23 protein-coding genes are annotated in these 24,787 nt (G+C 67.9%); 9 read left to right on the top strand and 14 right to left on the bottom strand.

Going from position 1 to position 24,787, the window contains the following annotated elements:
* Window positions 1-152 precede the first annotated feature (152 nt).
* Entirely contained in the window at window positions 153-1,073 is a 921-nt protein-coding gene (locus AB3K92_RS28850; protein ID WP_369466331.1) for a pyridoxal-phosphate dependent enzyme, read from the bottom strand.
* A gap of 180 nt (window positions 1,074-1,253) precedes the next feature.
* On the opposite strand from AB3K92_RS28850, the gene AB3K92_RS28845 reads away from it, so the two are divergent.
* Both AB3K92_RS28845 and AB3K92_RS28840 read left to right on the top strand, forming a co-directional pair.
* The gene (locus AB3K92_RS28845; protein WP_059677616.1) at window positions 1,254-2,165 is read left to right on the top strand and encodes a LysR family transcriptional regulator; all 912 of its coding nucleotides are present in this window, start codon (window positions 1,254-1,256) and stop codon (window positions 2,163-2,165) included.
* Window positions 2,166-2,908: 743 nt separating this feature from the next.
* Window positions 2,909-4,114, top strand: a complete 1,206-nt coding sequence (locus AB3K92_RS28840) for an MFS transporter (protein WP_091922273.1) — start codon at window positions 2,909-2,911, stop codon at window positions 4,112-4,114.
* A 96-nt stretch (window positions 4,115-4,210) separates the two neighbouring features.
* On the opposite strand, the gene AB3K92_RS28835 is transcribed toward AB3K92_RS28840, so the two are convergent.
* Window positions 4,211-4,438: a hypothetical protein gene (locus tag AB3K92_RS28835; protein ID WP_369466330.1), complete on the bottom strand. Its 228-nt coding sequence runs from the start codon at window positions 4,436-4,438 to the stop codon at window positions 4,211-4,213.
* A gap of 256 nt (window positions 4,439-4,694) precedes the next feature.
* Between AB3K92_RS28835 and AB3K92_RS28830 the strand changes: the two genes are divergently transcribed.
* Genes AB3K92_RS28830 through AB3K92_RS28815 form a run of 4 tightly spaced genes read left to right on the top strand, consistent with a single transcriptional unit; the run spans window position 4,695 to window position 9,278 of the window.
* The gene (locus tag AB3K92_RS28830; protein ID WP_059649315.1) at window positions 4,695-5,192 is read left to right on the top strand and encodes a spore coat U domain-containing protein; all 498 of its coding nucleotides are present in this window, start codon (window positions 4,695-4,697) and stop codon (window positions 5,190-5,192) included.
* A 15-nt stretch (window positions 5,193-5,207) separates the two neighbouring features.
* Window positions 5,208-5,927, top strand: a complete 720-nt coding sequence (locus AB3K92_RS28825) for a molecular chaperone (protein WP_048023676.1) — start codon at window positions 5,208-5,210, stop codon at window positions 5,925-5,927.
* A 46-nt stretch (window positions 5,928-5,973) separates the two neighbouring features.
* Window positions 5,974-8,319, top strand: coding sequence for a fimbria/pilus outer membrane usher protein (locus tag AB3K92_RS28820; RefSeq protein WP_369466329.1), 2,346 nt, complete (start codon window positions 5,974-5,976; stop codon window positions 8,317-8,319).
* Window positions 8,316-9,278, top strand: coding sequence for a spore coat U domain-containing protein (locus AB3K92_RS28815; RefSeq protein WP_176130955.1), 963 nt, complete (start codon window positions 8,316-8,318; stop codon window positions 9,276-9,278). The genes AB3K92_RS28820 and AB3K92_RS28815 overlap by 4 nt, the downstream gene beginning before the upstream one ends.
* 32 nt (window positions 9,279-9,310) lie before the next feature.
* Here the strand turns inward: AB3K92_RS28815 and AB3K92_RS28810 are convergent, their stop codons facing one another.
* The 4 genes from AB3K92_RS28810 to AB3K92_RS28795 form a co-directional block, all read right to left on the bottom strand.
* Window positions 9,311-9,601 carry a hypothetical protein gene (locus AB3K92_RS28810; protein ID WP_369466328.1) on the bottom strand — a complete coding sequence of 97 codons (291 nt, stop codon included), beginning with the start codon at window positions 9,599-9,601 and terminating at the stop codon, window positions 9,311-9,313.
* A gap of 105 nt (window positions 9,602-9,706) precedes the next feature.
* Window positions 9,707-10,729 (bottom strand): histone deacetylase family protein, encoded by a 1,023-nt coding sequence (locus tag AB3K92_RS28805; protein WP_059498010.1) that lies wholly within the window; start codon window positions 10,727-10,729, stop codon window positions 9,707-9,709.
* A 49-nt stretch (window positions 10,730-10,778) separates the two neighbouring features.
* Window positions 10,779-12,050 (bottom strand): Zn-dependent hydrolase, encoded by a 1,272-nt coding sequence (locus AB3K92_RS28800; protein ID WP_059677611.1) that lies wholly within the window; start codon window positions 12,048-12,050, stop codon window positions 10,779-10,781.
* Between the two features lie 31 nt (window positions 12,051-12,081).
* A complete protein-coding gene (locus tag AB3K92_RS28795; protein ID WP_048023682.1) occupies window positions 12,082-13,392 on the bottom strand; it encodes an MFS transporter in 1,311 nt (436 codons plus the stop codon).
* A 188-nt stretch (window positions 13,393-13,580) separates the two neighbouring features.
* Between AB3K92_RS28795 and AB3K92_RS28790 the strand changes: the two genes are divergently transcribed.
* Window positions 13,581-14,537 (top strand): LysR family transcriptional regulator, encoded by a 957-nt coding sequence (locus AB3K92_RS28790; RefSeq protein WP_027787919.1) that lies wholly within the window; start codon window positions 13,581-13,583, stop codon window positions 14,535-14,537.
* A 58-nt stretch (window positions 14,538-14,595) separates the two neighbouring features.
* Here AB3K92_RS28790 and AB3K92_RS28785 read toward each other — a convergent pair whose 3' ends face one another.
* From AB3K92_RS28785 to speB, 5 genes are all read right to left on the bottom strand, one after another.
* Window positions 14,596-15,666 carry a porin gene (locus AB3K92_RS28785; protein WP_369466327.1) on the bottom strand — a complete coding sequence of 357 codons (1,071 nt, stop codon included), beginning with the start codon at window positions 15,664-15,666 and terminating at the stop codon, window positions 14,596-14,598.
* A 160-nt stretch (window positions 15,667-15,826) separates the two neighbouring features.
* Window positions 15,827-17,257 carry a cytosine permease gene (locus AB3K92_RS28780; RefSeq protein WP_369466326.1) on the bottom strand — a complete coding sequence of 477 codons (1,431 nt, stop codon included), beginning with the start codon at window positions 17,255-17,257 and terminating at the stop codon, window positions 15,827-15,829.
* A gap of 303 nt (window positions 17,258-17,560) precedes the next feature.
* Window positions 17,561-18,238, bottom strand: coding sequence for an SOS response-associated peptidase family protein (locus AB3K92_RS28775; protein ID WP_369466859.1), 678 nt, complete (start codon window positions 18,236-18,238; stop codon window positions 17,561-17,563).
* Between the two features lie 144 nt (window positions 18,239-18,382).
* Window positions 18,383-18,847, bottom strand: coding sequence for a GNAT family N-acetyltransferase (locus tag AB3K92_RS28770; RefSeq protein ID WP_069253348.1), 465 nt, complete (start codon window positions 18,845-18,847; stop codon window positions 18,383-18,385).
* The gene (speB, locus tag AB3K92_RS28765; protein WP_369466325.1) at window positions 18,840-19,805 is read right to left on the bottom strand and encodes an agmatinase; all 966 of its coding nucleotides are present in this window, start codon (window positions 19,803-19,805) and stop codon (window positions 18,840-18,842) included. Before speB ends, AB3K92_RS28770 begins: the two co-directional genes overlap by 8 nt.
* A gap of 127 nt (window positions 19,806-19,932) precedes the next feature.
* On the opposite strand from speB, the gene AB3K92_RS28760 reads away from it, so the two are divergent.
* The gene (locus AB3K92_RS28760) at window positions 19,933-20,850 is read left to right on the top strand and encodes a LysR family transcriptional regulator (RefSeq protein ID WP_059589963.1); all 918 of its coding nucleotides are present in this window, start codon (window positions 19,933-19,935) and stop codon (window positions 20,848-20,850) included.
* Window positions 20,851-20,877: 27 nt separating this feature from the next.
* Here AB3K92_RS28760 and AB3K92_RS28755 read toward each other — a convergent pair whose 3' ends face one another.
* The gene (locus AB3K92_RS28755; protein WP_021159553.1) at window positions 20,878-21,507 is read right to left on the bottom strand and encodes an NAD(P)H-binding protein; all 630 of its coding nucleotides are present in this window, start codon (window positions 21,505-21,507) and stop codon (window positions 20,878-20,880) included.
* A 167-nt stretch (window positions 21,508-21,674) separates the two neighbouring features.
* Here AB3K92_RS28755 and AB3K92_RS28750 point away from each other — a divergent pair, with 167 nt between their 5' ends.
* Window positions 21,675-21,980 (top strand): hypothetical protein, encoded by a 306-nt coding sequence (locus tag AB3K92_RS28750; protein WP_021159554.1) that lies wholly within the window; start codon window positions 21,675-21,677, stop codon window positions 21,978-21,980.
* Between the two features lie 36 nt (window positions 21,981-22,016).
* Here AB3K92_RS28750 and AB3K92_RS28745 read toward each other — a convergent pair whose 3' ends face one another.
* Both AB3K92_RS28745 and AB3K92_RS28740 read right to left on the bottom strand, forming a co-directional pair.
* The gene (locus AB3K92_RS28745; protein ID WP_226214668.1) at window positions 22,017-23,081 is read right to left on the bottom strand and encodes a porin; all 1,065 of its coding nucleotides are present in this window, start codon (window positions 23,079-23,081) and stop codon (window positions 22,017-22,019) included.
* A 237-nt stretch (window positions 23,082-23,318) separates the two neighbouring features.
* The gene (locus tag AB3K92_RS28740) at window positions 23,319-24,770 is read right to left on the bottom strand and encodes an aldehyde dehydrogenase family protein (protein ID WP_369466324.1); all 1,452 of its coding nucleotides are present in this window, start codon (window positions 24,768-24,770) and stop codon (window positions 23,319-23,321) included.
* Window positions 24,771-24,787 lie beyond the last annotated feature (17 nt).

Raw genomic sequence — 24,787 nt, 5'->3', positions numbered from 1 at the left:
CAGCGCGACGATACGCACCCTTCCCCGTCGTTCCTCGCATGAATTTCCACGCTGGCGGCTGCCTGTCCGTTGCGTAGCCGGCATGGCGCCGACGCTTCGCAGCGGGAATACGCGCCAATGCACGCGTTCGCCGCGATCGACGGCCGCGTTACCTACCGCAACGTCGCGCGCAGCGTCTGCAACTGCTCGACGGTCGCCGTCACGCCGCCGCAGACGATCACGGCGATATCCGTCGCCGACGCGAGCACGGGCACCGGCCGCTCGAGCGCAGCCAGCGCGGCACCGCAGGCGGGCTCGACGACGATCCGGTGTTCGTCGACGAAGCGCAGCGACGCGGCCACCGCGTCGGCGTCGGACACGACGACCGGATGAATCTCGTGCCGCGTCGCCCATTCGACCGCCGCGTCGCACGGCCGCTTCGCGCCAAGCGACGTCGCGATGCTCGTGATCGCCGGCAATTCGACCGGGCGCCCCTGCGCGAGCGAGCGCGCATAGCAGTCGGCACCTTCCGTTTCGGCCGCGACCACCGGCACGTCGTGCCAGCCGTTGCGCGCCAGCCCTTCGAGCACACCGCACAGCAGCCCGCCGCCACCGACCGCGAGCACGACCGCGTCGGGCTTCGGGCCGGCCGCCGCCATCTCGTCGATCATCGTCGCGTGGCCCTGCCACAGCACGCGGTCGTCGAACGGGTGCACGAACGTATCGTGCTCGCCGAGCGTCGACTGCGCGAACGCGTTCGCCTCGGCCCAGCTCGGGCCGTGCACGATCAGCTCCGCGCCCTCGACACGAATCAGCTCGCGGGCGCGGGCCGATGCGCTTTCCGGCACGACGACGCGTACCGGCACGCCGAGTGCGCGGCCGCAATAGGCGACCGCGATGCCCGCGTTGCCGCCCGACGACGACACGAACCGCCGCGCGCCGGCCGCGTGCCGCGCTTCGCAGACGGCACCGATGCCGCGCAGCTTGAACGAGCCCGACGGCTGCAGCGCATCGAGCTTCAGCCGGATGGTCCTGCCGAGCCGGCAAGACGCGATTTGCGAGCGGATATAGGGGGTCGGGATATGAAGCGGCATGGGGACAGAACCAATGGGAATGGAGGCGAACGGAAGAAACTCGCGGAAGAAGCGCACGCGACGCGCGAGGGCGAGCGGCGATGACGGCCATCGTACGGCAGGCTCCCCATGCTTTCCAATACCATTGCATGGCACTTGTTATGCTTCACAGGTATATCAACGAACCGGAACGGATACCGCATGCGCCAGATCGAATTGCGTCACCTGCGCTACTTCGTCGCCGTCGCACAAGCCGGCAGCGTGATGGCGGGCGCCCGTGCGGCCGGCATCGTCCAGCCCGCGCTGTCGCGGCAGATCCGCGAACTCGAGGACGCGATCGGCACGCCGCTGCTGATCCGCCGCACAACGGGCGTCACGCTCACGGCGGCCGGCACGAGCTTCCTGCAGGACGCGACCGGCCTGCTCGCGACATTGCAGGACAGCCGCGAGCGCGCGCTGCGCAGCGCGGCCGGCCAGCTGGGCGAACTACGGCTCGGCGCGTTGCCGAACTGCCTGCCGTTGCCTGTCGTCGCGAACGTCCTCAGGGCGTTTCGCGATGCCTGCCCGGACGTCAAGCTGTCGATCGCGCCGATGCTGTCGGCCGAACAGGCGAACGCGCTGGTGCGCGGCCAGCTCGACGGCGGCATCATGGCGTGGCGTCGCGACGAGGCGCCGCACCTGTCCGGCGTACGGTTGCTGAGCGACCGCTTCGTGCTGGCGATGCCCGCGCCGCCGGGCGGACACTTCACCGCGCCGCGCACGCTGGCCGACGTCGCGAACGAGCCGTTCGTGTGGTTCGACGCGCAGCGCTCCGCCGCGCATCACCGGTTCCTGATGGCGCAGTGCCGGCAGGCCGGCTTCACGCCGCGCATCGCGCAGGTCGGCAGCGACATTCCGACGCTGATCGGCCTCGTCGCGGCCGGAATGGGCTGTGCGTTCGTGCCGGAAAGCGCGTCGCCGACCTGCCCGCACACGGTCAGGCTCGTCGCGCTCGACGAACTCGCGAGCCGCTTCGACATCGAGTTCGTGTTCGACGGCGCCGCCGTGCCGCCGTCGCCCGTCGTCGCGCGGTTTCTGGCGGCCGTGCGCGATGCGGCCGGCGAAGCGAACTGACCGGGCGCGGTTCGACCGAAGACGCGTCCGCCCTACGATCCGGGCAGCCGAATTCGCCCCGTCGATCCACGACCGGACGCCCCTCCGTCAAAACGCCGGTTCGACCGGCCTGACGTACTAATCACCCGCATCCCTTGCGCTAAACATCTTTCAAAACGCCGACGGGAGACGCCGCAGCGCCGGTGTTTTTAAATTGACACCCAAAACGGCCGTTTAACGCCGGTTCGAATTGTCACGCGTCGAAATATACTTCGCGCGCATCCAACCCTCGTGCCAAAGAGAGGATGCGTTTCTGCCCCGGTCACGGTCCCCCTGTGGCCGGGGCTTTTTTTGCCTGCGTGCCTTGTCTGCCAGGGGTTTCCGGTGGTGACGCGACGCTCGCGCCGGGCGATGGCCGTCACCTCGCCGGCCCGCCGGATCCACGCCGCCGGACGGGCGGCGGACGGCTTCCGGGCCACCCGGGCGAAAAAGGGCAAAACGGGTATCTGTCCGCGTCGAACCGCTCATGGATCGCGCTATCCCGGTCGAGAGTCACCCGCCAATCTTTACAAAAAGCCTTCGAAAAAAAGCCCTCCACTCGTTCACCCGCGCCGCCTGCCGGTTTCGCTGCACGCTGCATTGTTGAAATGAAATCAAGATAATTTCGTCCGGATACGGCTTTTTCCGCAAAAGTGAAGCAGGCACACTTCGCACTGTCCTCAATGGCCCCGTGCCGTTGTTTCCCGATTACAGGAGCACATCGCGTGAACCCCACGACTTCCTCTCCTTCCCGCCCGGGCGGCGGCGCCGCGCTGCCGCTGCTGGCACTCGCCGCCGGTGCGTTCGGCATCGGTACGACCGAGTTCTCGCCGATGGGCCTGCTGCCGGTGATCGCCGACGGCGTGCACGTGTCGATTCCGCAAGCCGGCATGCTGATCAGTGCTTACGCGATCGGCGTGATGGTCGGCGCGCCGCTGATGACGCTGCTGCTCGCGCGCTGGTCGCGCCGCTCGGCGCTGATCGCGCTGATGTCGATCTTCACGATCGGCAACCTGCTGTCGGCACTCGCGCCCGGCTACACGACGCTGCTGCTCGCCCGCCTCGTGACGAGCCTCAACCACGGCGCCTTCTTCGGGCTCGGCTCGGTGGTCGCGGCCAGCCTCGTGCCGCGCGAAAAGCAGGCCAGCGCGGTCGCGACGATGTTCATGGGTCTCACGATCGCGAACGTCGGCGGCGTGCCGGCCGCGACCTGGCTCGGCCAGATCATCGGCTGGCGCATGTCGTTCGCGGCGACCGCGGGCCTCGGCCTGGTGGCGATCGCGGGGCTGTTCGCCGCGCTGCCGAAGGGCGAAGCCGGCAAGATGCCCGACCTGCGCGCCGAACTCTCGGTGCTGACGCGCCCCGTCGTGCTCGGCGCGCTCGGGACGACCGTGCTCGGCGCCGGCGCGATGTTCACGCTCTACACGTATGTCGCACCGACGCTCGAACACCTGACCGGCGCCACGCCCGGCTTCGTGACCGCGATGCTGGTGCTGATCGGCGTCGGCTTCTCGATCGGCAACATCGCGGGCGGGCGTCTGGCCGACCGCTCGCTCGACGGCACGCTGATCGGTTTCCTGCTGCTGCTGATCGCAACGATGGTCGCGTTCCCGGTGCTCGCCAGCACGCATGCCGGCGCCGCCGTCACGCTGCTCGTGTGGGGCATCGCGACGTTCGCGGTCGTGCCGCCGCTGCAGATGCGCGTGATGCGGGCGGCCCACGAGGCGCCGGGCCTTGCGTCGGCCGTCAACATCGGCGCGTTCAACCTCGGCAACGCACTCGGTGCGGCCGCCGGCGGCGCGGCGATCTCGGCGGGCTTCGGGTATGCGGCCGTGCCGCTCGTCGGCGGGCTGATCGCCGCGGCCGGCCTCGCGCTCGTCTTCCTGCAGATCGCGCAACAGCGCCGCGCACCGGCCGCCGCGAATTCGTAATCGCGACACGCCGTCCACCGGCGACGAATGCCGGATCACCCCCCGCACCGGAACACGTTCGCGGCCGCTCGATGCGGCCGCGTTCGTTTTCAACCGTCAATTCCACTTCATTCGATCTTCAAGCCCGAATATCCGGAATATCCGCGAATCCCGTTTCGACAAGAATAAAATTCTCTTGCGAATTGCCGAAATCAACCCAATCCCCTTGAATGATTCATTTTTCATTCTCTCAATTCCGCCAGATTCATTAATCAACCATTCCGCACAGGCTGATTCACCCCGCCCGCTCAGGCAAAAATCACGGCCGAATCCGGCATGATTCATGAAGTACTTGCTTCATCGCAGGAATATATCTCATTCAATTCGCGCCTTTAAATCACAAATCGCAATGCTTCCCGACTTTATTTACTCAACACCCAATCCAGATGTAACAAAATGAAACAGGCTCGATTTTAATATTGAAAGAATTGCCGGTTCGTATCAGCATCTGCGATACCGTGGCCTGCGAAACGCGGCATAAATCCAACGAAAATTCGATCGATGAGGGATCTGCGTGAAAGTCGCCATCGTATCCACCACATTGTCGCTCGCGCTGTCAGTCGGCCTTTCGACGCCCGCCGCAGACGCCGCCATCTATTCGAACGGCACGTCGACCGCCACCTTCAACGTCACGCTCACGCTGCAACCGAACTGCACGATCACGGCGAACCCGCTGGCCTTCGGCACGAACGGCGTGCTGTCCGCCGCGATCAACCAGCAGACGACCTTGAGCGTCACCTGCACCAATACGACGCCGTACAACGTCGGTCTCGACGCGGGCCAGGTCACGGGGTCGACCGTCGCGAGCCGGCTGATGGCCGGCACGGCGACCGGCAACACGACGACGACGGTCGGTTTCCAGCTCTACCAGGACGCCGGACGGACGACGATCTGGGGCAACACGCAAGGCACGGACACCGTGGCCGGCACCGGCACGGGCTCCGCACAGTCCTTCACCGTCTACGGCCAGGTGCCCACGCAAGCCACGCCGAAGCCTGACACTTATCAGACGACCATCACCGCAACCGCCTACTTCTGACCGGCGCTGCTTCCCATGTCCGCATTACGTCGAACGCTCGCCGCGCTGCTGTGCGCGGCCGGCGCCGCGCACGCCGCGTCGCTGCAGATTTCCCCCGTCACGATCGAATTCGGCGCCGACGACACGGCCACCGGCATCACGCTCCGCAATCCGGGCGAGCGCCCGGTGTACGGGCAGGTGCGCGTGTTCCGCTGGGATCAGGCCAATGGCGAGGATGCGTTGACGCCCACCCAGGATCTGCTCGCCAGCCCGCCGCTGATCGAGGTCGGCAAGCAGGCCGAGCAGCTGATCCGCGTCGTGCGCGCTTCGCGTACGCCAGCCGGTACCGAGCAGACCTACCGGCTGCTGATCGACGAGTTGCCGCAGCCCGGCGAGGCACCGGCCAACGGCGTGTCGATCCGGCTGCGCTATTCGATTCCGGTGTTCGTCGAGCCGGCCGCCAGCGGCGCGCCGCAGCTCGACTGGGCGCTCCTGCGCAGCAACGGCGGCTGGGTACTGCGCGTGCACAACGGCGGCACGCGGCGCGCGCAACTCGCGTCGGTCGAACTCGTGACCGGCGACGGGCGCGCGTACCCGCTCACGCGCGGGCTGCTCGGCTACGCGCTCGCAGGCCGAACCGGCCAGTGGAGCGTGCCGCTGCCGGCCGGCGTCGCGCTCGGCGGCAAGGTCACGGTGCGGGCGGCCGTCAATTCGCAGCCGGCCAGTGCGGTCGTCGCGGTGGAGCCGCCGGGCTAGACCGCCGGTGCGCCGCCCGGCCTCGCCCCCTTCGCCACGCGCCGGCATGGCCCCGGCCAATGGACGCGGAGCGCCGCGCCGCTTGCCGCGCGCCGTGCTCGCGGCCGTCGTGGCCGGCGGCCTGCTCGCATTCGGCCCGGTGCGCGCTGACGAACTCCCGGTGCTCGTGATGACCGACGGCACGCACGACGTGATCCTCGAAGTCAGCGTCAACGGCGAAAACACGACGCTGCTCGCGCACTTCCGCGAACGCGACGGCCACCTGTCGGCAAGCGGCGCCGACCTGCGCACGATCGGCGTTGCCACCGACCGGCTCGGCCTCGCCGACGCGGCGACGGTCGACCTCGACGCGATCCCCGGCCTGCGCTACCGCTACGACGCGGCACGCCAGAGCGTCGACCTGCAGATGCCCGACTCGCTGCGCCGGCCATACGCGGTCGACAGCCGTGCGTTGCCGCCCACGCAGGCGGCCAGCGCGTCGCGCGGCGTCGCGATCAACTACGAGGCGTACGCGCAGACGATCGGCGACCGGCAGTACTCGCTCTACACCGACGTGCGCTACTTCGATCCGGGCGGCGTGTTCGACACCACGGGCGCCGCGACCTTCTACAACGGCCAGCGGCGCTACACGCGCTTCGATACGTCATGGAGCCGCTCGGACCCGGCGCGGCCGGGCACGACACAGATCGGCGACACGATCTCCGGGTCGCTCGCGTGGACGCGCTCGGTGCGCATCGGCGGCTTCCAGTGGCGCAGCAACTTCGCGCTGCGCCCCGATCTCGTCACGTTCCCGATCCCGTCGCTCGCAGGCTCCGCCGCCGTCCCGTCGGCCGTCGACCTCTACATCAACAACGTGCGCCAGTACACCGGCAACGTGCCGAGCGGCCCGTTCCTCATCCATGACGTGCCGGGCATCAGGGGTGCCGGCCAGGCGACCGTCATCACGCGCGACGCGCTCGGCCGCACCGTCGCGACCTCCGTGCCGCTCTACGTCGATACGCGCATGCTGTCCGCCGGGCTGTCGAGCTATTCGTTCGAAGCCGGCTTCCTGCGCCGCCACTACGGGCTGCAGTCGTTCGACTACGACGCGCGGCCGGCCATCAGCGGCTCGATGCGGCGCGGCGTCACCGACGCGCTGACCGTCGAGGGGCATGCGGAAGCGACCGGCGGCGTGCTCAACGCCGGCGTCGGCGCGCTGCTGCGGCTCGGCTACGCGGGCGTCGTGAGCGGCGCGGTCGCGGGCAGCGCCGGCCGCTTTCCGGGCACGCAGGTGAGCGTGGGCTACCAGCTGATCGAGCCGCGCTTCTCGATCAACGCGCAGACGATCCGCGCGTTCGGCCGCTACGGCGACCTGGCATCGCGCGACGGCGCGACGGCGCCGGCGGCGACCGACCAGGCGACGCTCGCGCTGCCGTTCATGCACCGCCAGACCCTGTCGCTGAGCTATATCGGCTTCCGGATGCCGCAAGGCCCGGGTACGCGGATCGGCACGGTGTCGTACACGCTGGGTTTCGGCGATCTCGCGTCGCTGAGCGTGAGCGCGTACCGCGACTTCGCGCAGCAAGGTGCGAACGGCGCGTTCGTGTCGCTGAACATCGGGCTCGGCCGCAACACGTCGATCAACACGACCGTCGGCCGCCAGCGCGGCCAGTCGAACTACACCATCGACGCGAGCCGGCCGCCCGACTACGGCGGCGGCTGGGGCTGGGGCGTGCAGACGGGCGGCACGGGCGCGGTGCCCTACCGGCAGGCGCAACTGCGGTATCTCGGCCACGCGGGCGAAGTCATCGCGGCCGCGCAGCAGATCGACCGGCAGACCGGCGCGTCGCTCGACGTGAGCGGCGCGCTCGTGTTCATGGACAGCAGCCTGCAGGTGTCGCGCCGCATCGACGACGGCTTCGCGCTCGTGTCGACCGACGGCGTCGCGGGCATTCCGGTGCTGCACGAGAACCGCGTGATCGGCACGACCGACCGCGCGGGGCACCTGCTCGTGCCCGACCTGAACGCGTACCAGAACAACCAGATCGCGATCGACTCGATGAAGCTGCCCGCCGATGCGCGGATCGCCCGCACGTCGATGACGGTCGTGCCGCAGGCGCAATCGGGTGTCGTCGCGCATTTCGGCGTGTCGCGCTATCGCGCGGCGTCGGTGATCCTGCGCGACGCCGAGGGCCGCCCGCTGCCGGCCGGCGCGCGCGTGCACCACGCCGAAAGCGGCGCGGATACGATCGTCGGCTACGACGGGCTCACGTTCATCGACGGGCTGAAGGAGGACAACCACCTCGTGATCGACTCCGGCACGCAGCGCTGCATCACGGAATTCGCGTTCACCGCGCCCGGCGACGGCACGCTGCCGACCCTCGGGCCCCTCACCTGCCGGGCGGCGCCATGAGGCTCGCGCTGCTGCTCGTCATCGCGTTCGCCGCGTGGTGCGGCGTGCCGCATCACGCGCGGGCCGAGTCCTGCACGGCCACGGCGTCGACGGTCAGTTTCGGATCGGTCAGCCCGATCTCCAACGCGCCGGTCACCGCGACCGGCACCGTCAGCGTCACCTGCACGTGGTCGGCCGTCTCGCTGGTGCCGAACGTGCTCGTGTGCCTGAACCTCGGCGGCACGAGCCCGCGCAGCCTCGTCAACGGCACGAACGCGATGCAGTACGATCTCTATCTCGACGGTGGACATTCGGTCGCGTGGGGCTCCGTGTATTCCGGCACGACACCGGCGTCCGTCACGCTCGCCAAACCCGCGCTCGGCACGAGCGCGTCCGCGACGGTCACCGTGTACGGACAGATCACCGGAAACCAGCCGACCGTGCCGACGACCGGCAACAGCACCACGACCTATTCGCAGCAGTTCGGCGGCAACACGACATCGATCAACACCGGGTTCTACCTGCTCGTCGCGCCGACCTGCGCATCGCTGACGACGTCGAGCGGCACCTTCCCGTTCGGCGCGACGGCGGACGTCATCAACAACTGCAACATCAACGCGACCAACGTGAGCTTCGGCACCGCGAGCATCCTGTCGGGCACGCTCGCGGCAACGGGGACGATTACCGCGCAATGCACCAACGGCGACGCGTGGAAAATCGCGCTGAGCAGCGGCGGCAGCGGCGACGTGACGGCGCGCCAGATGAAGCGCAGCGGTGGTGGCGGGACGATCGCTTACGGGCTGTATACGGACGCCGCGCACTCGATCGGATGGGGCGACGGCACGGGCGGCAGCGCGACGGTCACGGGCGTCGGCACGGGCACGGCGCAGGTCGTGACCGTGTACGGCGCGGTGCCGGCGCAGACCACGCCCGCGCCCGGCAGCTACAGCGACACGATCACCGCGACGATCAGTTTCTAGCGTTCAACGGCATGAACGGGCGGGCGCGCCGTTCAGAACGTGACGGTCCATGCGGACGGCGCGCCCGTGCCGATGCCGCGCGGCGCCGGGCGCGCATCGGGCAGCGCCGCGTGGCTGAGCACGAACGGCGTGCCGTGCACGCAGCTGACGCTCGGCATGCCGGCATCGGCAGCCGCCTGCGGCGCGCCGGTGTCGATCGTGCAGGTTTCCGGAATGACGAGACTGACTCGCAGCGGAATCGACGGTTCCGCCGCGCTCGCGAGCGACCCTGCGCCCAGTGCGGCGAGCGCGATCGCACCGCGTGTGATCTGGCCGGCTGTCATCGTGCGGCCCTCCTTCGTGCATCCATCCAGGCAGATGCGCGAATTATCGGCATGCTCGCGGAAAACCTCAATCCGCACGCACGCGATCGAGCCCCGCCGCGCCGGTCAGCGCGCGGCGGCGAACCCGCCGAAGAACGCACGCGCGTTGGCGTCGAGGCTTTCGAGGTGATAGCCGCCTTCCTGCACGATCACCGTCGGCAACCCGAGTGCGCCGATGGCCCCGCCGAGCCGGCCGAAACCGTCGGTCGTGACGGCAACCTGCGATTGCGGATCGTCCTTGTAGATATCGAAGCCGAGCGCGAGCACGAGCGCATCGGGCTGGAACCGCGCGAGCGCGCGCAGCGCGTCGTCGAGCCGCTCGAAGAACGCCGACTCGGGCGCGCCGTGCGGCATCGGCAGGTTGAGGTTGAAACCGTCGCCGGCGCCCGCGCCCGTCTCTTCCTCGTAACCCGCGACGACCGGGTAGAAGTTGGTCGGGTCACCGTGGATCGACACGTACAGCACGTCGTCGCGGCCGTAGAAGATCTCCTGCACGCCCTGCCCGTGATGCATGTCGGTGTCGAGGATCGCGACCCGGCGATGGCGGCCGAGCAGCGACTGCGCGGCGATCGCCGCATTGTTCAGGTAGCAGAAGCCGCCGGCCGCGTCGCGGCGCGCGTGATGGCCGGGCGGCCGGCAGAGTGCGTACGCGTCGCGTGCGCCGTCGTTGACGTCGGCCGCAGCCGCCAGCGCACTCTGTGCGGACCAGTACGCGGCGCGCCACGTGTTCGCCCCGACCGGGCAACTGCCGTCGGCGAGATAGCGCGCGGCCTTCGCGAGCACGCCGCGCAGCGGGTTCGGATCCCGCACGAACACGTTCGACATCACTTCGTCGCCCCAGTCGTCGGGCATCCGCTTCCAGTCGCGGTGCGCTTCTTCCAGAAAGCGCAGGTAGTTCATGTCATGCACGGCCGCGATCGGCGCGGTGCCGCGGTCGGCCGGCTCGCGTACGTCGAAGTCGAGCGACCGGACGGCCGCGACGAGCCGCGCCGCGCGCTCGGGCACTTCCTGCGGCTCGCGCATCCGGCCGCGCGACAGGTAGCTGCGCGGATGGTGCAGCAGCTGCTCGGGATGGAAATAGGTGTTCATCGTTTGCCCTCGTCGGTTGTTCTGTCGGTCGATCGATCGGTTCGCGGTGTCACGCATCCTGCGTGGCGGCCGCCGCGGCAACGCTCGCCGCGACGCCGGCGCGCGCGAGCACCGCATGAAGGAGCACGTTCGTGCCGCGCGTCACGTCGGCAGGCAGGGCGTCCTCGGCTTCGTTGTGCGACAGGCCGTCGACGCACGGGATGAACACCATCGCGGTCGGAACGCGGCGCGCGAGCAGGATCGCGTCGTGCCCGGCGCCGCTGACGATCCGTTCGTTCGTATAGCCGAACGCCGCAGCCGCCTGCGCGACCAGCTCGACGCAGTCGCGATCGAACGGCGTCGCCGGGCTGCGCCAGCAGGTGTCGATCGCGACCTGCACGCCGCGCGCCGCGGCGACACGTGCGCACGCATCGCGCAGTTCGCGCTCCATCGCGTCGACTTGCGCATCGTCATGATGACGAAGGTCGACCGTGAACGTCACGTCGCCGGCAATGGTGTTGCGCGACGCGTTGCGGATGCCGACCTGCCCGATCGTCGCGAGCCCGCGCGGCGCATGACCGGCGACGATCCGTTCGAGTTCGAGCGCCATCTGCGCGCTCGCGAAATACGCGTCCTTGCGATACGGCATCGGTGTCGTGCCCGCATGCGCGGCCACGCCCGTCACCGTCACGTCGAGCCAGCGGATCGCCTGCCCGCCCGTGACGATGCCGATCGTCGTACCGTTGGCCTCCAGCACCGGGCCCTGTTCGATATGCGCTTCGAAGTACGCATCGACCGCGCCGCCCGTCGCGCGCTCGCCGCGATAACCGCAGGCGTCCAGTGCGGCGCCGAGCGTGATGCCGTCGGCGTCCTGCTTCGCGAGCGCATCGTCGAGCGGCAACGCGCCCGTGAACACGGCCGAGCCGAGCATCGCCGGCGCGAAACGCGCGCCCTCCTCGTTGGTCCACGACACGATTTCCAGCGGCTTGCCGGTCGCGATGCCTGCGTCGTTCAGCGTGCGCACGAGCTCGAGCGCGGCGAGCACACCATACACGCCGTCGAACCGGCCGCCTTCGGGCTGCGTGTCGAGATGACTGCCGATCAGCACCGGCGCGGCCTGCGGATCGACGCCGTCGCGCCGCGCGAACAGGTTGCCGACCGCGTCGACGCTCACCGTCATCCCCGCGTCGCGGCACCACTGCGCGAACAGGTCGCGCCCGCGACGATCGTCGTCGGTGAGCGCCAGGCGCCGCACGCCGCCGCGAGGCGTCGCACCGACGCGCGCCATGTCCGCCAGGCTCTGCCACAAGCGGGCGCCGTCGATTTCCAGCAGGTCTTTCATGTGCACTCCGGATGAATTCGTTCGTTGAGGGTCACTGCGAGCCGAGCGCTTCGGCGGCGGCCGGCCGCGCGGCGCGGCGTGCGTCGATCGCGACGATGGAGAGCAGCGAGATGCCGGCCAGGCACGTGTAGAACACCGCGAGCGGCCACCACTGGCCCGCGAAGCGATGCGCGAGCCATGTGCCGACGAGCGGCGTCAGCCCGCCCGCGATCGCGCCGCAGATCTGGTAAGCCAGCGAGATCGCCGAATAGCGCACGTGCGCGGGAAACACGTCGCTCACGAAACCCGCGATCACCGAATAGAAGCCGGCCATGCAGACCACCGCGAGCGCGATGCCGGCAATCAGCGACGCGGACGTGCCGCCTTGCACGAGCATGAACATCGGATACGGCGACAGCATCGCGAGCAGCGCCGCGAGTTTCAGGAAACGCGCGCCGCCGATGCGCTCGGCGATCCACGCGGCGACCGGCTGCGCGAAGAACTGGATGATCGCGACCGCGAACAGGCTGTCGAGGATCAGCGATCGCGAGACGCCGACGTACTGCGTCGTGTACGCGATCATGAACGTGTTCGTGAAATAGACGCCCGCGATGCCGATCGTGTTCGCGCCGATGCAAAGGAACACGAGCCCCGACGCCGAGCGGAACACTTCCGCAACCGGCAGCTTCACCGTGCGGTTGGTTTCCTTCACGCGCGCGAATTCCGGCGACTCGTTCACGCCGAGCCGGATCAGGATGCCGACCACGAGCAGCACCGAACTCGCGAGAAACGGCAGGCGCCAGCCCCATGCGAGGAAGTCCGCCTTGTCCATCGACGTGACCGCACGGAACGCGATCAGCGACAGGATCAGCCCGGCCGGGCTGCCGAGCTGCGCGAACGACGCGAAGAACGTGCGGCGCCCCTGCGGCGCATGCTCGCCCGCCATCAGCACCGCGCCGCCCCATTCGCCGCCGACCGCGATCCCCTGCACCACGCGCAGCGCGACGAGCAGCACCGGCGCGAGCAGGCCGACCGTCGAATAATCGGGCAGCAGCCCGACGCAGACGGTCGCGACGCCCATCATCATCAGCGTCGTCATCAGCGCCTTCTTGCGGCCGATGCGATCGCCGAGGTGCCCGAAGATCACGCCGCCGAGCGGCCGCGCGAAGAAGCCGACCGCGAACGTCGCGAACGACGCCATCGTGCTGACGAAGCGGTCATGCGACGGGAAGTAGAGTTCGCCGAACACGAGCGCGGCGGCGGTCGCGTAGATGTAGAAGTCGTACCACTCGATCATCGTGCCGATGAACGCGGCCGTCGCGGCGCGTCCCGGCTGGCGGGCGGAAGGAAGGGACTGGGTCATGCGGGCTCCTGACGCGCGCCGCTGCGGCGCGACACGCAATATCGTGGACGGCCGTCTGTCGCGGCCTTGCGCCGCACGCTGCGGCGCCCCTCCTTTATCGGCGACCGCAAATCATTAGTCAAATTTCAAGTTATTATTCGCCGTATAAATTCAACTAATACCCGCCCGACGCCTCGCCCGGAGACCCGATGCGCCCCGACCTCGCCCCGTTCCTGAACGACCGTCTCGACTGGAACCTGTTGCGCACCTACCTCGTCATCGTGCAGGAGCGCAGCGTGAGCCGCGCGGCCGCGCGCCTGCACGTGACGCAGCCGGCCGTGAGCCAGGCATTGCGGCGGCTCGAGGACACGCTCGAACGCAAACTGATCGAGCGGCGCGGCACGCACTTCGCGACGACGCCGGCGGGCGAAGCCGTGTACCGGATCGCGAGCGACATCTACGGCGGCATCTCGCGCCTCGAAACCGAAATCGACGACAGCACAGCCGACCTGACCGGCTCGATCCGGCTGCTGACGGTGAGCCGCATCGAGTCGCCCGTCTACGACGAATTCCTCGCGGAATTCCATCGCGCGTATCCGCGCATCGACCTGCAGATCGAGGTGATGCGCTCGTCGGACATCCTTTCTTCGCTGCTGCAGAAAACCGCCACGGCCGGGCTCGGCCTGTGCCGCACGCCGCACGACAAGCTGGAGATGCGCTGCTTCCTGCGCCAGCGTTATGCGATCTACTGCGGCCGCCATCACCGGCTGTTCGGGCAGACGCAACTGCGCATGGACGATCTGCTCGCCGAGAATTTCGTGTCGTTCACGAGCGACCAGATCGGCGACAGCCTGTCGCCGCTCACCGTGTTTCGCGACCAGAAGGGTTTCACGGGGCGCATCGTCGCATCGTCGCCGAGCCTCGAGGAAGTGCGGCGGCTGATCTTCGCGGGTTACGGGATCGGCTGCCTGCCCGAACACATCGTGCGCGACGACATCGCCCAGCAGCGGCTGTGGCGGCTGCCGCCCGACGAAGGGCTCGTCGACGTCGACGTGTTCCTGCTGTGGCATCGCGATCGCAAGATGAACGCGGCCGAGCACGCGTTTCTCGACGCGATGGAGCGCTGCATGCAGCGCCATTCGCTTGCGGAGCGGCTGGGGAAGTAGCGGCGCGAGCGCGCCGGAGGAAAGCGCCGGGCGCACCCGGCCCGGCGCGTCGGCAACGTCAGAAGCGATGCACGATGCCGAGCTGCACGCCACGCGCATTCGCGCCCGGATACGCGAGCGGCAGGCCGGGGTTCGCCGCACCGGCCAGCGTGTAGCCGGCCTGGTTGCGGTTGCGCAGGTACGACAGCGCGCCGTAGAAGCTCGTGCGCTTCGACAGGTCGTACTCGTACATCAACCCGAGCTGGTCCGCATTGTTGCCTTGCGACGACTGGTCGTGCAGATACGCGTAGCCGAGCGCCACGTAGCTCGCCGGATTGAACTGGTATTTGACCGACAGCCCGTACACGCGCGAATCGATGCCGAGATCGGCCCACTTCACCGCGGAAAAACCGCCGTACACGGTCGCCTTGCCGATCTCGTACGATGCACCGGCCATGATCGTACGATCGGTCGTGGTCGCCGTCGCGTTCTTCAGCCACTGGCCCGCGACGAACGCACCGAACGGCCCGTGTTCGTAAGTCAGGTCGAACTGCTGGCTGGCGCCCGCCGAGCGCACGCCGCCCGCGTCGCCGAACCCGAAGTACAGCCCGCCCTGGAAACCGGCGATCTCCGGGCTCTGGTACGACAGCGTATTGCTGGTGCGGAACGCGAACACGGTCAGGTTGTCCATGCCGGACGCCTGCGTGACACCGCCGAACGCATCCTGTCCGCCCTGGTCGTTGAACAGCGGCGAATTCTGGCGGCCCGCGCGCACCTTGCCCCACTGCCCCGCGATGCCGACCCACGCCTGCCGGTTGAACAGGCTGCCCGAACTCGCCAGCGAGCCGTCGTTCGGGTTGAAGCCGTTCTCCAGCGCGAACTCGATCTTCTGCCCGCCGCCGATATCCTCGCCGCCCTTCAGCCCGAACCGGCTGCCCCACTGGCCGCCCGAACCGATCGCCGCCGTATAGCCGTTGCCCGTGTTCACGTATTGCGCGAACTCGTCGATCGCGCCGTACAGCGTGACGCCGTCCTGCGCGAGCGCCGCGCCCGATCCGGCGGCGCACGCCGCCGCCACCGTCACGCGAAGACCGGCGTGCACCATCCGCGCCCGGGCATCGCTGCCGCGGGCTGTCATTTTCTTAGTCATACTATTCAATGGTCTGAGAATGAAACGACACCGCGCGCGGCAGCCGCGCCGCGCCGGCATCGTCGAAAGGGAAACGTGTGGAAGAACCCGGCGCAGGCAGCGCCCGGCTCGCGCGGCATTCAGGCCGGCAGCCGGCCGGCCCGATGCGCGTGACGTGTCGTCAGTGGTGAACTTCGCCGCGTTCGAGCGGCAGGATCAGGCGTTCGGGAATGCTGCGGCGCGACGCGCGCGCACCGATGTAATACAGCACGGCCGGCACGATCAGGCCGAGGATCCACGAGATGTCGGTGCCGCCGAGCGCATCGACGAGCGGGCCCGTGTAGATGTGCGTCGACATGAACGGCAACTGCACGAGGATGCCGGCCACGTAGATCGTGATCGCCATCACGTTCCAGCGGCCATAGCGGCCGTCCGGATCGGACAGCGCCGGCACGTCGTAGCGCGAGCGCGTGAAGCAATAGTAGTCGACCAGGTTGATCGCGCTCCACGGCGTGAAGAACGCGAGCAGGAACAGGATGAACGCGGTGAATTCCTTCAGGAACGAATGGCGGCCCGCGAGCGCGATGAGCGTGGATACGCAGATCATCCCGAAGATGTACACGAGGCGGCTCTTCGACGACACGGCGCCCTTGCCGCGGAAGCCGCTGACGATCGTCGCCATCGACATGAAGCTGCCGTATGCGTTGAGCGCCGTCACCGTCACCTTGCCGAACGCGATGCTGAAGTACAGCAGTGCGGCCACGGCGCCGGTCGAGCCGAGGCCGACGATATACGCCACCTCATGGTGTGCGAACTGGCTGCCGGCCAGTGCGGCCGCGAACACGCCGAACACCATCGCCGCCTGCGCGCCGATCACCGAGCCGAGGCCGACCGCGAGAAACGTCGCGACCGACGACGTCGAGCGCGGCAGGTAACGCGAATAGTCGGCGACGTACGGACCGAACGCGATCTGCCACGACGCGGACAGCGACATCGACAGCAGGAAGCTCGCGAGCGAGAAATGCCGGTTCGCGAGCAGCGCGCCGATGTCGTGGTTCGCGAACAGCTGCGTGAACATGTAGACGAACGCGGCGATGCCGATCACGCTCGCGACCCGGCCGACGGCATGGATCGCGCGATAACCGAACACGGTCAGCACGACGATCACGGCGGCGAACAGCAGGATGCCGGCCGCGTCGTCGACGTGCAGCAGCTGCGCGACGGCCTGCCCGGCCAGGACCGAGCCGCTCGCGGAAAAGCCGATGTACATCAGGCACACGAGCACGATCGGGATCATCGCGCCATAGACGCCGAACTGCACGCGGCTCGAGATCATCTGCGGCAAGCCGAGCTGCGGCCCCTGCGCGCCGTGCAGCGCCATCACCGCGCCGCCGACGAACTGGCCGAGCAGCAGCGCGACCAGCGACCAGAACACGTCGCCGCCGAGCACGACGGCGAGCGCGCCCGTGACGATGGCCGTGATCTGCAGGTTGGCCGACAGCCACAGGGTGAACTGGCTCAGCAGGCCGCCGTGGCGCTCGGCGTCGGGAATGAAGTCGATCGAACGGACTTCGATCAGGCCGCCGGCTTTTCCACTGGGATTCGTTGACACGGGCAAATCTCCAAAATACTCAGGATCACAAATGGTTCGAACAAGACGGGAAGCTGCGAGCCGCCCTTTCGGCTCTGCGGGTGCGGGGCGCCGTGGATCGCCGGCATGCGCCACGCACGCACGGTTTGCGCGCTGGCGCGCAAGCGGCACGACGTGTGCCGACATTGCCAGCGGATGATCTTGTATATACAACTTGCGAGATATCGGTGATTACCCGGTATCGGCCGATTTTCGAAATCGTCCGAATAATCGGCACACGTTCGGCCGGTTTGGTCGAAAGCAGGACGTCGGAATAATGAAAGCTCAGGTGCGCGCGGGCGATGCCTGATCGGGTTCGGCCGTCATGTCGTCGGCGGGGAGCAGGTTCAGCATGCGCCGGGCTGCCTCGATGTCGCGCACGTGCAGCCACTCGTCGTAATCGTCGCGGCGCAGGATCACGACGCCCCGCTTCTCTTCGCCGGGCCGATGCATCCGCGCGAACAGCGGGTGCGCGTCGGCGTTGACCGTGAGCATCGCCATGCCCACGCGTTCGCGGCCGTCGGCGCCTTCGTAGCGCCGCCAGATGCCGGCGACGCAGCACGGTTGCCAGCCGGCGACGCCGATCCGGTGCCACACGTTGCGACCGGTTTCATAACAGGGCTCGACGATCCAGCGCACCGGAATCAGGCAGCGCTGGCCGTTGCACCACGCGGTGCCGTAGAGCCGCGACGCGCCGACCGTTTCCGCCCGCGCGTTCACCGTATCGAGTTTCTTTCTTTTTCGGCCGTGCTCGTCGATCCGCTCGGGCTGCATGAATTTCGGCCAGAAACCGAACACGGCCGCGACGACCTCGAGGCCGTCGCCGTCGGCGCGCGCGACCGGCGCCGCGTAGTCGGGATACACGTCGGGTGCCCAGGGGTCGCGGCGGAACAGGTCGCCGATTCCGATCTTCAGTTCGCTGATGCCCGGGTCTTCATCGGGAGCGCGGTAGTGGGTGCACACGGCTCGGTGGACGGTGGAAGCAATGTCTCCATCGTAGGTCAGCGCAGGCGCCGCGGTCACGTTATCGTTTGGTATGACGAAACAGTTTTACGAATCGAAGAATCGAAGAATCGACGCAGCGCCTCGCGCCTCCGACGCGTGCCGTCATGCGTGCCGCGCGATCTGAAACGTCAGGATTTCGTCGCCGGCTTCGTCGAGCGTGCCCGTCGGCGTCCAGCCCAGATGCCGGTAGAAGCCGTACGAGCGCGACGCCGGATCGGTCGAGCAGCCGAGAAACAGCGACGTGAAGCCGTTCGCGGCGAACGCGTCGATCACCTGCCGCAGCAGTCGCTTGCCGATCCCCGCCCCCTCGTACTCGGGCAGGATCGCGAGCACGACGATCTCGCCCGATCCGGTGTCGCCGAAGCAGTAGCCGACCATGCGCCCGTTCGCGCAGCAGACCCGGCCCGAGACCAGGCCGGCCCGGATGCCGTCGCCCCAGCTTTCGACGGTGATGCCGAGGTCGCGCAACTGCGCGTCGGTGAATGCGTTCTCGCGCGTCTTGCCGCGCAGTTCGATGCACGCGGCCGCATCGTCGGGAACGGCCTTGCGCCAGGTGAGTTCAGTCATCGTTCGATTTTTCCGTGGCGCGCCGGCGCGACGCATACAGGCAGATCAACTCCAGCGCGATCGTCGCGCCGGCCAGCGACGTGATTTCCGCATGATCATACGGCGGCGACACTTCGACCACGTCCATGCCGACCAGGTTGATGCCCTCCAGGTGACGCAGGATCTCGAACGCCTGATGGCTCGACAGCCCGCCCGAGACCGGCGTACCCGTGCCCGGTGCGAACGCCGGATCGAGGCAGTCGATGTCGAACGTCAGGTACACGGGATGATCGCCGACCCGGTCGCGAATGCGCGCGGCGATCGCGGCGGGCGTCGACGCATGCACGTGGCGCGCATCCTGGATGTCGAAGCCCATCGGCGCGTCGTTGGTCGTCCGGATGCCGACCTGGGCCGACCGTCCGGGCACGACCCACCCTTCCCGCGCCGCGTGATAGAACATCGTCCCGTGATCGATACGCTTGACGTCGTGATCGGGCCACGTGTCGGTGTGTGCATCGAAATGGACGAGCGACAGCGGCCCGTGCACTTTCGCGTGCGCCTTCAGCAGCGGATACGTGATGAAGTGATCGCCGCCGAGCGTCAGCATCGCGCAGCCGCGCGCGAGGATTCCGTCGGCATGCCGCTCGATCGCGCCCGGCACCGATTCGGGCTGCCCGAGATCGAACGCGCAATCGCCGTAGTCGACCACGGCCAGCACGTCGAACGGATCGAACGACCACGGCCACGGGCGCTCCCACGCGATGCCCGTCGACGCGATCCGCAACCCGCGCGGGCCGAAGCGCGTGCCGGGCCGGTGCGATGCGGCGGAATCGAACGGCACGCCCGTGATCGCGAGGTCGACGCCGTCGAGATCGCGGCTGAAACGCCGGCGCATGAAGCTCGTCGCGCCCGCGAAGGTCGGCTCGGCCTGCGTGCCGTAGAGGCTGTCGCGCGTGAAGGCGAAATCGTTCTGGCTCATCGTCGGATTCCTGTCTGAAGGGGGACGGCCGCGCGGCTGGCGACCTCGTGCCCGATTCTGCCGCCCCGGCATCCGACGAAAAATATGAACTAACATAAGCCAACTTCACGAAATGCGACGTATTGCCATGCTGACCCGCTTGAGAGACATGGATGTGCAGCTGCTGCGGCTCTTTCTGACGATCGTCGAAAGCGGCGGCTTCAGCGCCGCGCAGGGCACGCTCGGCATGGCGCCTTCGACCATCAGCACGCAGATGGCCAAGCTCGAGACGCGTCTCGGGTTCCGGCTGTGCGATCGTGGCAAGAGCGGCTTCCGGCTGACGCCGAAGGGCGAACGCGTGCTGCAGTCGACGCGGCGGCTCCTGCACGCGATGGACGTGTTCACGCGCGATACGCAGCACGTGTCGGGCACGTTGCTCGGCGAGCTGCGTATCGGGCTGTCCGAGCGACTGGCGCCGGACGTCGTCGAATCGATCGCGGCAAGCGTCGGCCGCTTTCGCGAACGGGCGCCGGACGTGCTGATCGAGATGGTCGCGGTACCGCCCGACGAGCTGGAACGCAGGCTGCTGAAAAGCGAACTCCAGCTCGCGATCGGCTATTTTTCGGGCCACCAGGCCGGCCTGCACTACACGCCGCTGTTCGTCGAACACCAGTCGCTGCACTGCGGCGCCCGGCATCCGCTGTTTGCGAAAAAGACCGTGTCGGTCAACGACATCGCGGGCGCGAGCAACGTCGCGCGGCTCTACAAGACGAACACGTCGGGTGCGGCGCTGCGCAACGCGCAGCCGACCGCGTTCTCCGAAAACGTCGACGCCGACGTGATCTTCATCCTGTCCGGCGCGCATGTCGGCTTCCTGCCCGACCATGTCGCGGCGCCGTGGGTCGCCGCCGGGAAGATGCGCCGGCTGCTCGCGAGCAAGCTGAGCCATACGGTGGAATTCCAGCTCGCGACACCGCGCAACTGCGACGGCAGCGAAGCGCTGGAAGCGTTCACGGCGGCGCTCGCCGAACAGTTCGGCGAGCTCGATGGATGGTCAGGCGAATAACCGGGTAAGCGGGCGGCCGAATGCGCGTCAGGCGAGCCGGTCCGACGCGATGACCTGCACGCCCGGCCGCGCGTCGATCGCCGCGTCGAGCAGCGCGCGGGCAATCCGCGACGCGGGATTCACGCGCCACTTTGCCGGCAACACGGGGCGGGCCGCGTTCAACGCGAACACCAGCAGCCGCTCGCCGAGCCTGAATTCGTCGCGGCTGCCGCCGATCAGCCCGGGCCGCACATACGTGAGCGACGCGAACCCGACGCCGGCGAGCGCCTGCTCGACCTCGCCCTTCACGCGGTTGTAGAAGATGCTCGATGCCGGGTCCGCACCGAGTGCGGAATTCAGGACGTAGGCCGGGGTGCCGTGGCGGTACGCGAGCCGCGCGACCGCGAGCGGATAGTCGTGGTCGACGCGCCGGAACGCCGCCTTCGAGCCGGCGGCCCGCATCGTGGTGCCGAGCGTGCAGATCACGGCATCGGCATGCCACCAGTCGGCCGCGTCGGGCAGATGATCGAAATCGACCTCGAGCGCGCGCATCTTCGGGTGCGGCGACAACGGGCGGCGCGCGAGGACGATCACCTGATCGACCCGCGCATCGGCGAGCGCGACTTCGAGGACGTGACGCCCGACGAGTCCGGTCGCGCCGACGAGCAGCAATTTCATGTCCGGTTCTTCCGTGTGGAGCCTGCGTTGGCGGAGCGGGAACGCCCCGGTTTCCGGCTTCCCACATGATCGTCGGCCGACTCGGCGCCGACAAGCGCCCAACATCTCGAAAAGTTACAGGCCGTGCTCATTTCCTGTCTCTGACTTGACGCGGCACGACTCCCGCCATGCTTCGTCGACGCTTCATTTCCGCGCACATTCGAAATTTTTATCGCATCAAAGCGCTCGAAATTGATATTTATTCGACTCGAGCCGGAAGATTTCGCCGTCTGCCCCGCGTCCTGCTCACGCAACCGGCCGCGGACCGCTGGACGCCGCTGCACCTGAGCGAGCCGTTCCTCGCGTGCATTCGCCGCGTGCCGGTCAAGGTGACGAAGCTGGAGAACACGGGTCGCTATCCGATCGAGCAGCCCGGGCTGCCGCAGATGGTCGCTGCGATCGATGCGTTCTGTCGCGACGTGACGGCGCAATGACATCCGCCAGCCGGCAGGATGACGAGCGCCACCCGCCTAGAACACCGTTCGAACGCCGACGCGCAACACGGTCTGCCGCGCGCCCGACGACGCCGTGAACGTGCCGCATACCGACGCGATCACGTCCTCGCCGCCGCTCGCCTGCTGATACACGGCACTCATGTAGACGTCGGTTTTCTTCGACAGCAGGTAATCGAGCGTGATGCCGACCTGGTTCGAATGATTGCCGGCCAGTTGCCGGTTGCCTTTCGCGTAAAGATAGTTCGCGTACGTGAACAGGTCCGGCGCGAACCGGTACAAGCCGCCGATCTCGTAGGTATCGACGTGCGCGCCGGTCGACGTGTTGCGCGTATTCACGTACAGCGCGTCGAGCGCGAAGTCGCCGAATGCGTAGCGGCCGCCCGCGCCGGCGTTGCGGATACCGAGGTGCCCGTTGTCGATCCCTTCCTGCTTCGAATACGTGTAGGCCGCATCCAGCCGCAACGACCCGTTGTCGTAGGACACGCCGAAGCTCGACAGGTTGTTGGTGCCGGTCTGCCCGGCGATGTTGCTGAAGCCGTACATCGCGCCGAACCGGAGCCCGCCATAGTACGCCGACGTGAACTTGATCGCATTCGGCGTCGCGCTCCCGCCGGCGATGCGTGTGTAGTCGAAGGTGCCGAGCGCGGCGCCCAGCTTCGAGAACGGGCCGCCCGGCAACTGGTACAGGCTGACATAGGAAATCTCGTGCCCCCAGCGATGCAGCGACAGTTCGTCGAACATGTAGTCGAACTGCCTGCCGAGCGTCACGGTTCCGTACGGCGTGACGATGCCGACATAGGATTCACGCCCGGACAGCGCCCCGCCGCGCACCGTGCCGCTGTTGAGATCGGGCTGCGACGCCATGAAGACGAGCGCCTGGACTCCGCCGCCGAGATCCTCGACCGTGCGAATCCCGAGCAGGTTCGGCGCCTGGATGCCGGACATCGCCCGCACGAGCGACTTGCCGCCCGCATTGCTCACGTACGAGATGCCGTTGTCGACGATGCCGAACAGCGTCACCGAACTCTGCGCGTGCGCGTGGCACGACACCGTCGCCAGCGCGACGGCCATTGCCTTCATTCTCACGGATACTGTCTCCAATCCATCGATGATCGACGCGCCGGTCGCATGCGTATCTTCCATGTGCCGGTCGTCATTTTTATTAGGAAAACTATTTGATCGACGCGCGCGGGCTTCGTGTGTCCCGCCCGGTGCCTCGCTCCTGCCCGCGTTATCCGGCTTCCATGAGTGGAGAGTGCCCGTCGCCGCCGGCCGCCGCCGTCGATGACGGGCACGGCCCGCGGTGAATCGCGCCGTTCACAGCATCACGTTGATGACCTTCTTCTCGACGTAGCTGTACATCTCCTCGATCCCCTCCTCCCGGTCGACGCCGCTGTTCTTGAAACCGCCCCAGGGCACGCCGAGAAAGTGCGTGTTGCTGCCGTTGACGAACACACTGCCCGCGCGGATGCGGCGCGCGGTGTTGAGCGCCTGCCGGATATCGTTGGTCCAGATCGCGGCCGACAGCCCGTATTCCGTGTCGTTGGCCATCGCGACGACTTCGTCGACATCGCGCCATCGCGCGACCGACAGGATCGGGCCGAAGACTTCCTCGCGCCACAGCCGCATCGCCGGCGTGACATCGGCATAGACGGTCGGTTCGACCCAGAAGCCTTTCTCGAATGCGCGCCCGGGCGGGCGACGGCCGCCCGTCATCAGCCGCGCACCGTGCGTCTGCGCCGGATCGAGAAAGCTCATCACGTGTTCGTAGCTCTTGCGCGAGTTGATCGGGCCCATGTCCGTGTCGGGCGACATCGGATCGCCGACGCGGATCGCGGCCACGCGCTCGACGACCCGCGCGAGCACGTCGTCGTAGAGGTCGTCATGAACGAGCAGCCGCGAATTGGATCCGCACGACTGTCCCTGCCACGAGAAATTCATCCCGCGCACCGCGCTTTCGGCGGCCGCGTCCGGATCCGCGTCGGGAAACACGATCATCGGATTCTTGCCGCCCAGCTCGAGCGTCACGTGCTTGACGCCCACCTCCGCCGCACTGCGCTGAATCGCGCGCCCGGTCGGCACGGACCCGATCAGCGCAAGACGTTTCACGTCCGGATGGCGCACCAGCGCATCGCCGACCTCCGCCCCCGTTCCGTTGATGATGTTGAACACGCCGGTCGGCAACGTGTCGCGCGCGACCTCGCCGAGCACGAGCACGGACAACGGCGACGTTTCGGGCGGCTTCACCACGACCGTGTTGCCGGTCACGAGCGCCGACGCGGTACGCGCCGCCGAGAACATCGCCGGGTGATTGAACGCGGCGATCCGGCCGACGACGCCGTACGGCTCGTACACGGTCATGTGCAGATGCCGGCCGGTGGCCGGGATCGTCTCGCCGTGCAGCCCGTGCACGAGCCCGGCGTAATAGCGCAGACTACGCACCGTCTCGTGCATGCTGGCGAGCGTCGGTGCACAGGTGTTGCCGGAATCGAGCACCTCGATGCGCGACAGTTCCTCCGCGCGCTCGAGCAGGCGCTCGCCAAACCCGCGCAGCAACTCGCCGCGCTCCTCGCCGGTGCGCTCGGCCCACGCCGGCCACGCTCGCTGCGCCGCATCGACGGCCCGCGCGACGTCCTTGCGCGAACCGGCCGGCGCCCGGCCGATCGCTTCCTCGGTGGCCGGATTGATCGACTCGACCCACTCGCCGGTCTCGCTTTCGACCAGTTCGCCGTCGATCAGCAAGCGGCCTGTCATCAACTGCTCGTTCATGCTCGTCTCCTCTTTCA

This window comes from Burkholderia sp. Bmkn7 (genome assembly GCF_041103175.1).
Taxonomy (GTDB): Bacteria; Pseudomonadota; Gammaproteobacteria; order Burkholderiales; family Burkholderiaceae; genus Burkholderia; species Burkholderia cepacia.
This window is presented reverse-complemented; position numbering and strand designations above follow the sequence as displayed.

Coding starts and splice junctions, on each gene's coding strand:
- AB3K92_RS28815 (WP_176130955.1), top strand. CDS start 8,316: ATGAGGCTCGCGCTGCTGCTCGTCATCGCGTTCGCCGCGTGGTGCGGC.
- AB3K92_RS28825 (WP_048023676.1), top strand. CDS start 5,208: ATGTCCGCATTACGTCGAACGCTCGCCGCGCTGCTGTGCGCGGCCGGC.
- AB3K92_RS28835 (WP_369466330.1), bottom strand. CDS start 4,438: ATGAATCATGCCGGATTCGGCCGTGATTTTTGCCTGAGCGGGCGGGGT.
- AB3K92_RS28850 (WP_369466331.1), bottom strand. CDS start 1,073: ATGCCGCTTCATATCCCGACCCCCTATATCCGCTCGCAAATCGCGTCT.
- AB3K92_RS28755 (WP_021159553.1), bottom strand. CDS start 21,507: ATGAAATTGCTGCTCGTCGGCGCGACCGGACTCGTCGGGCGTCACGTC.
- speB (WP_369466325.1), bottom strand. CDS start 19,805: ATGAGCCAGAACGATTTCGCCTTCACGCGCGACAGCCTCTACGGCACG.
- AB3K92_RS28820 (WP_369466329.1), top strand. CDS start 5,974: ATGGCCCCGGCCAATGGACGCGGAGCGCCGCGCCGCTTGCCGCGCGCC.
- AB3K92_RS28750 (WP_021159554.1), top strand. CDS start 21,675: ATGCTTCGTCGACGCTTCATTTCCGCGCACATTCGAAATTTTTATCGC.
- AB3K92_RS28800 (WP_059677611.1), bottom strand. CDS start 12,050: ATGAAAGACCTGCTGGAAATCGACGGCGCCCGCTTGTGGCAGAGCCTG.
- AB3K92_RS28790 (WP_027787919.1), top strand. CDS start 13,581: ATGCGCCCCGACCTCGCCCCGTTCCTGAACGACCGTCTCGACTGGAAC.
- AB3K92_RS28785 (WP_369466327.1), bottom strand. CDS start 15,666: ATGACTAAGAAAATGACAGCCCGCGGCAGCGATGCCCGGGCGCGGATG.
- AB3K92_RS28745 (WP_226214668.1), bottom strand. CDS start 23,081: ATGAAGGCAATGGCCGTCGCGCTGGCGACGGTGTCGTGCCACGCGCAC.
- AB3K92_RS28810 (WP_369466328.1), bottom strand. CDS start 9,601: ATGACAGCCGGCCAGATCACACGCGGTGCGATCGCGCTCGCCGCACTG.
- AB3K92_RS28770 (WP_069253348.1), bottom strand. CDS start 18,847: ATGACTGAACTCACCTGGCGCAAGGCCGTTCCCGACGATGCGGCCGCG.
- AB3K92_RS28845 (WP_059677616.1), top strand. CDS start 1,254: ATGCGCCAGATCGAATTGCGTCACCTGCGCTACTTCGTCGCCGTCGCA.
- AB3K92_RS28805 (WP_059498010.1), bottom strand. CDS start 10,729: ATGAACACCTATTTCCATCCCGAGCAGCTGCTGCACCATCCGCGCAGC.
- AB3K92_RS28795 (WP_048023682.1), bottom strand. CDS start 13,392: ATGACCCAGTCCCTTCCTTCCGCCCGCCAGCCGGGACGCGCCGCGACG.
- AB3K92_RS28760 (WP_059589963.1), top strand. CDS start 19,933: ATGCTGACCCGCTTGAGAGACATGGATGTGCAGCTGCTGCGGCTCTTT.
- AB3K92_RS28740 (WP_369466324.1), bottom strand. CDS start 24,770: ATGAACGAGCAGTTGATGACAGGCCGCTTGCTGATCGACGGCGAACTG.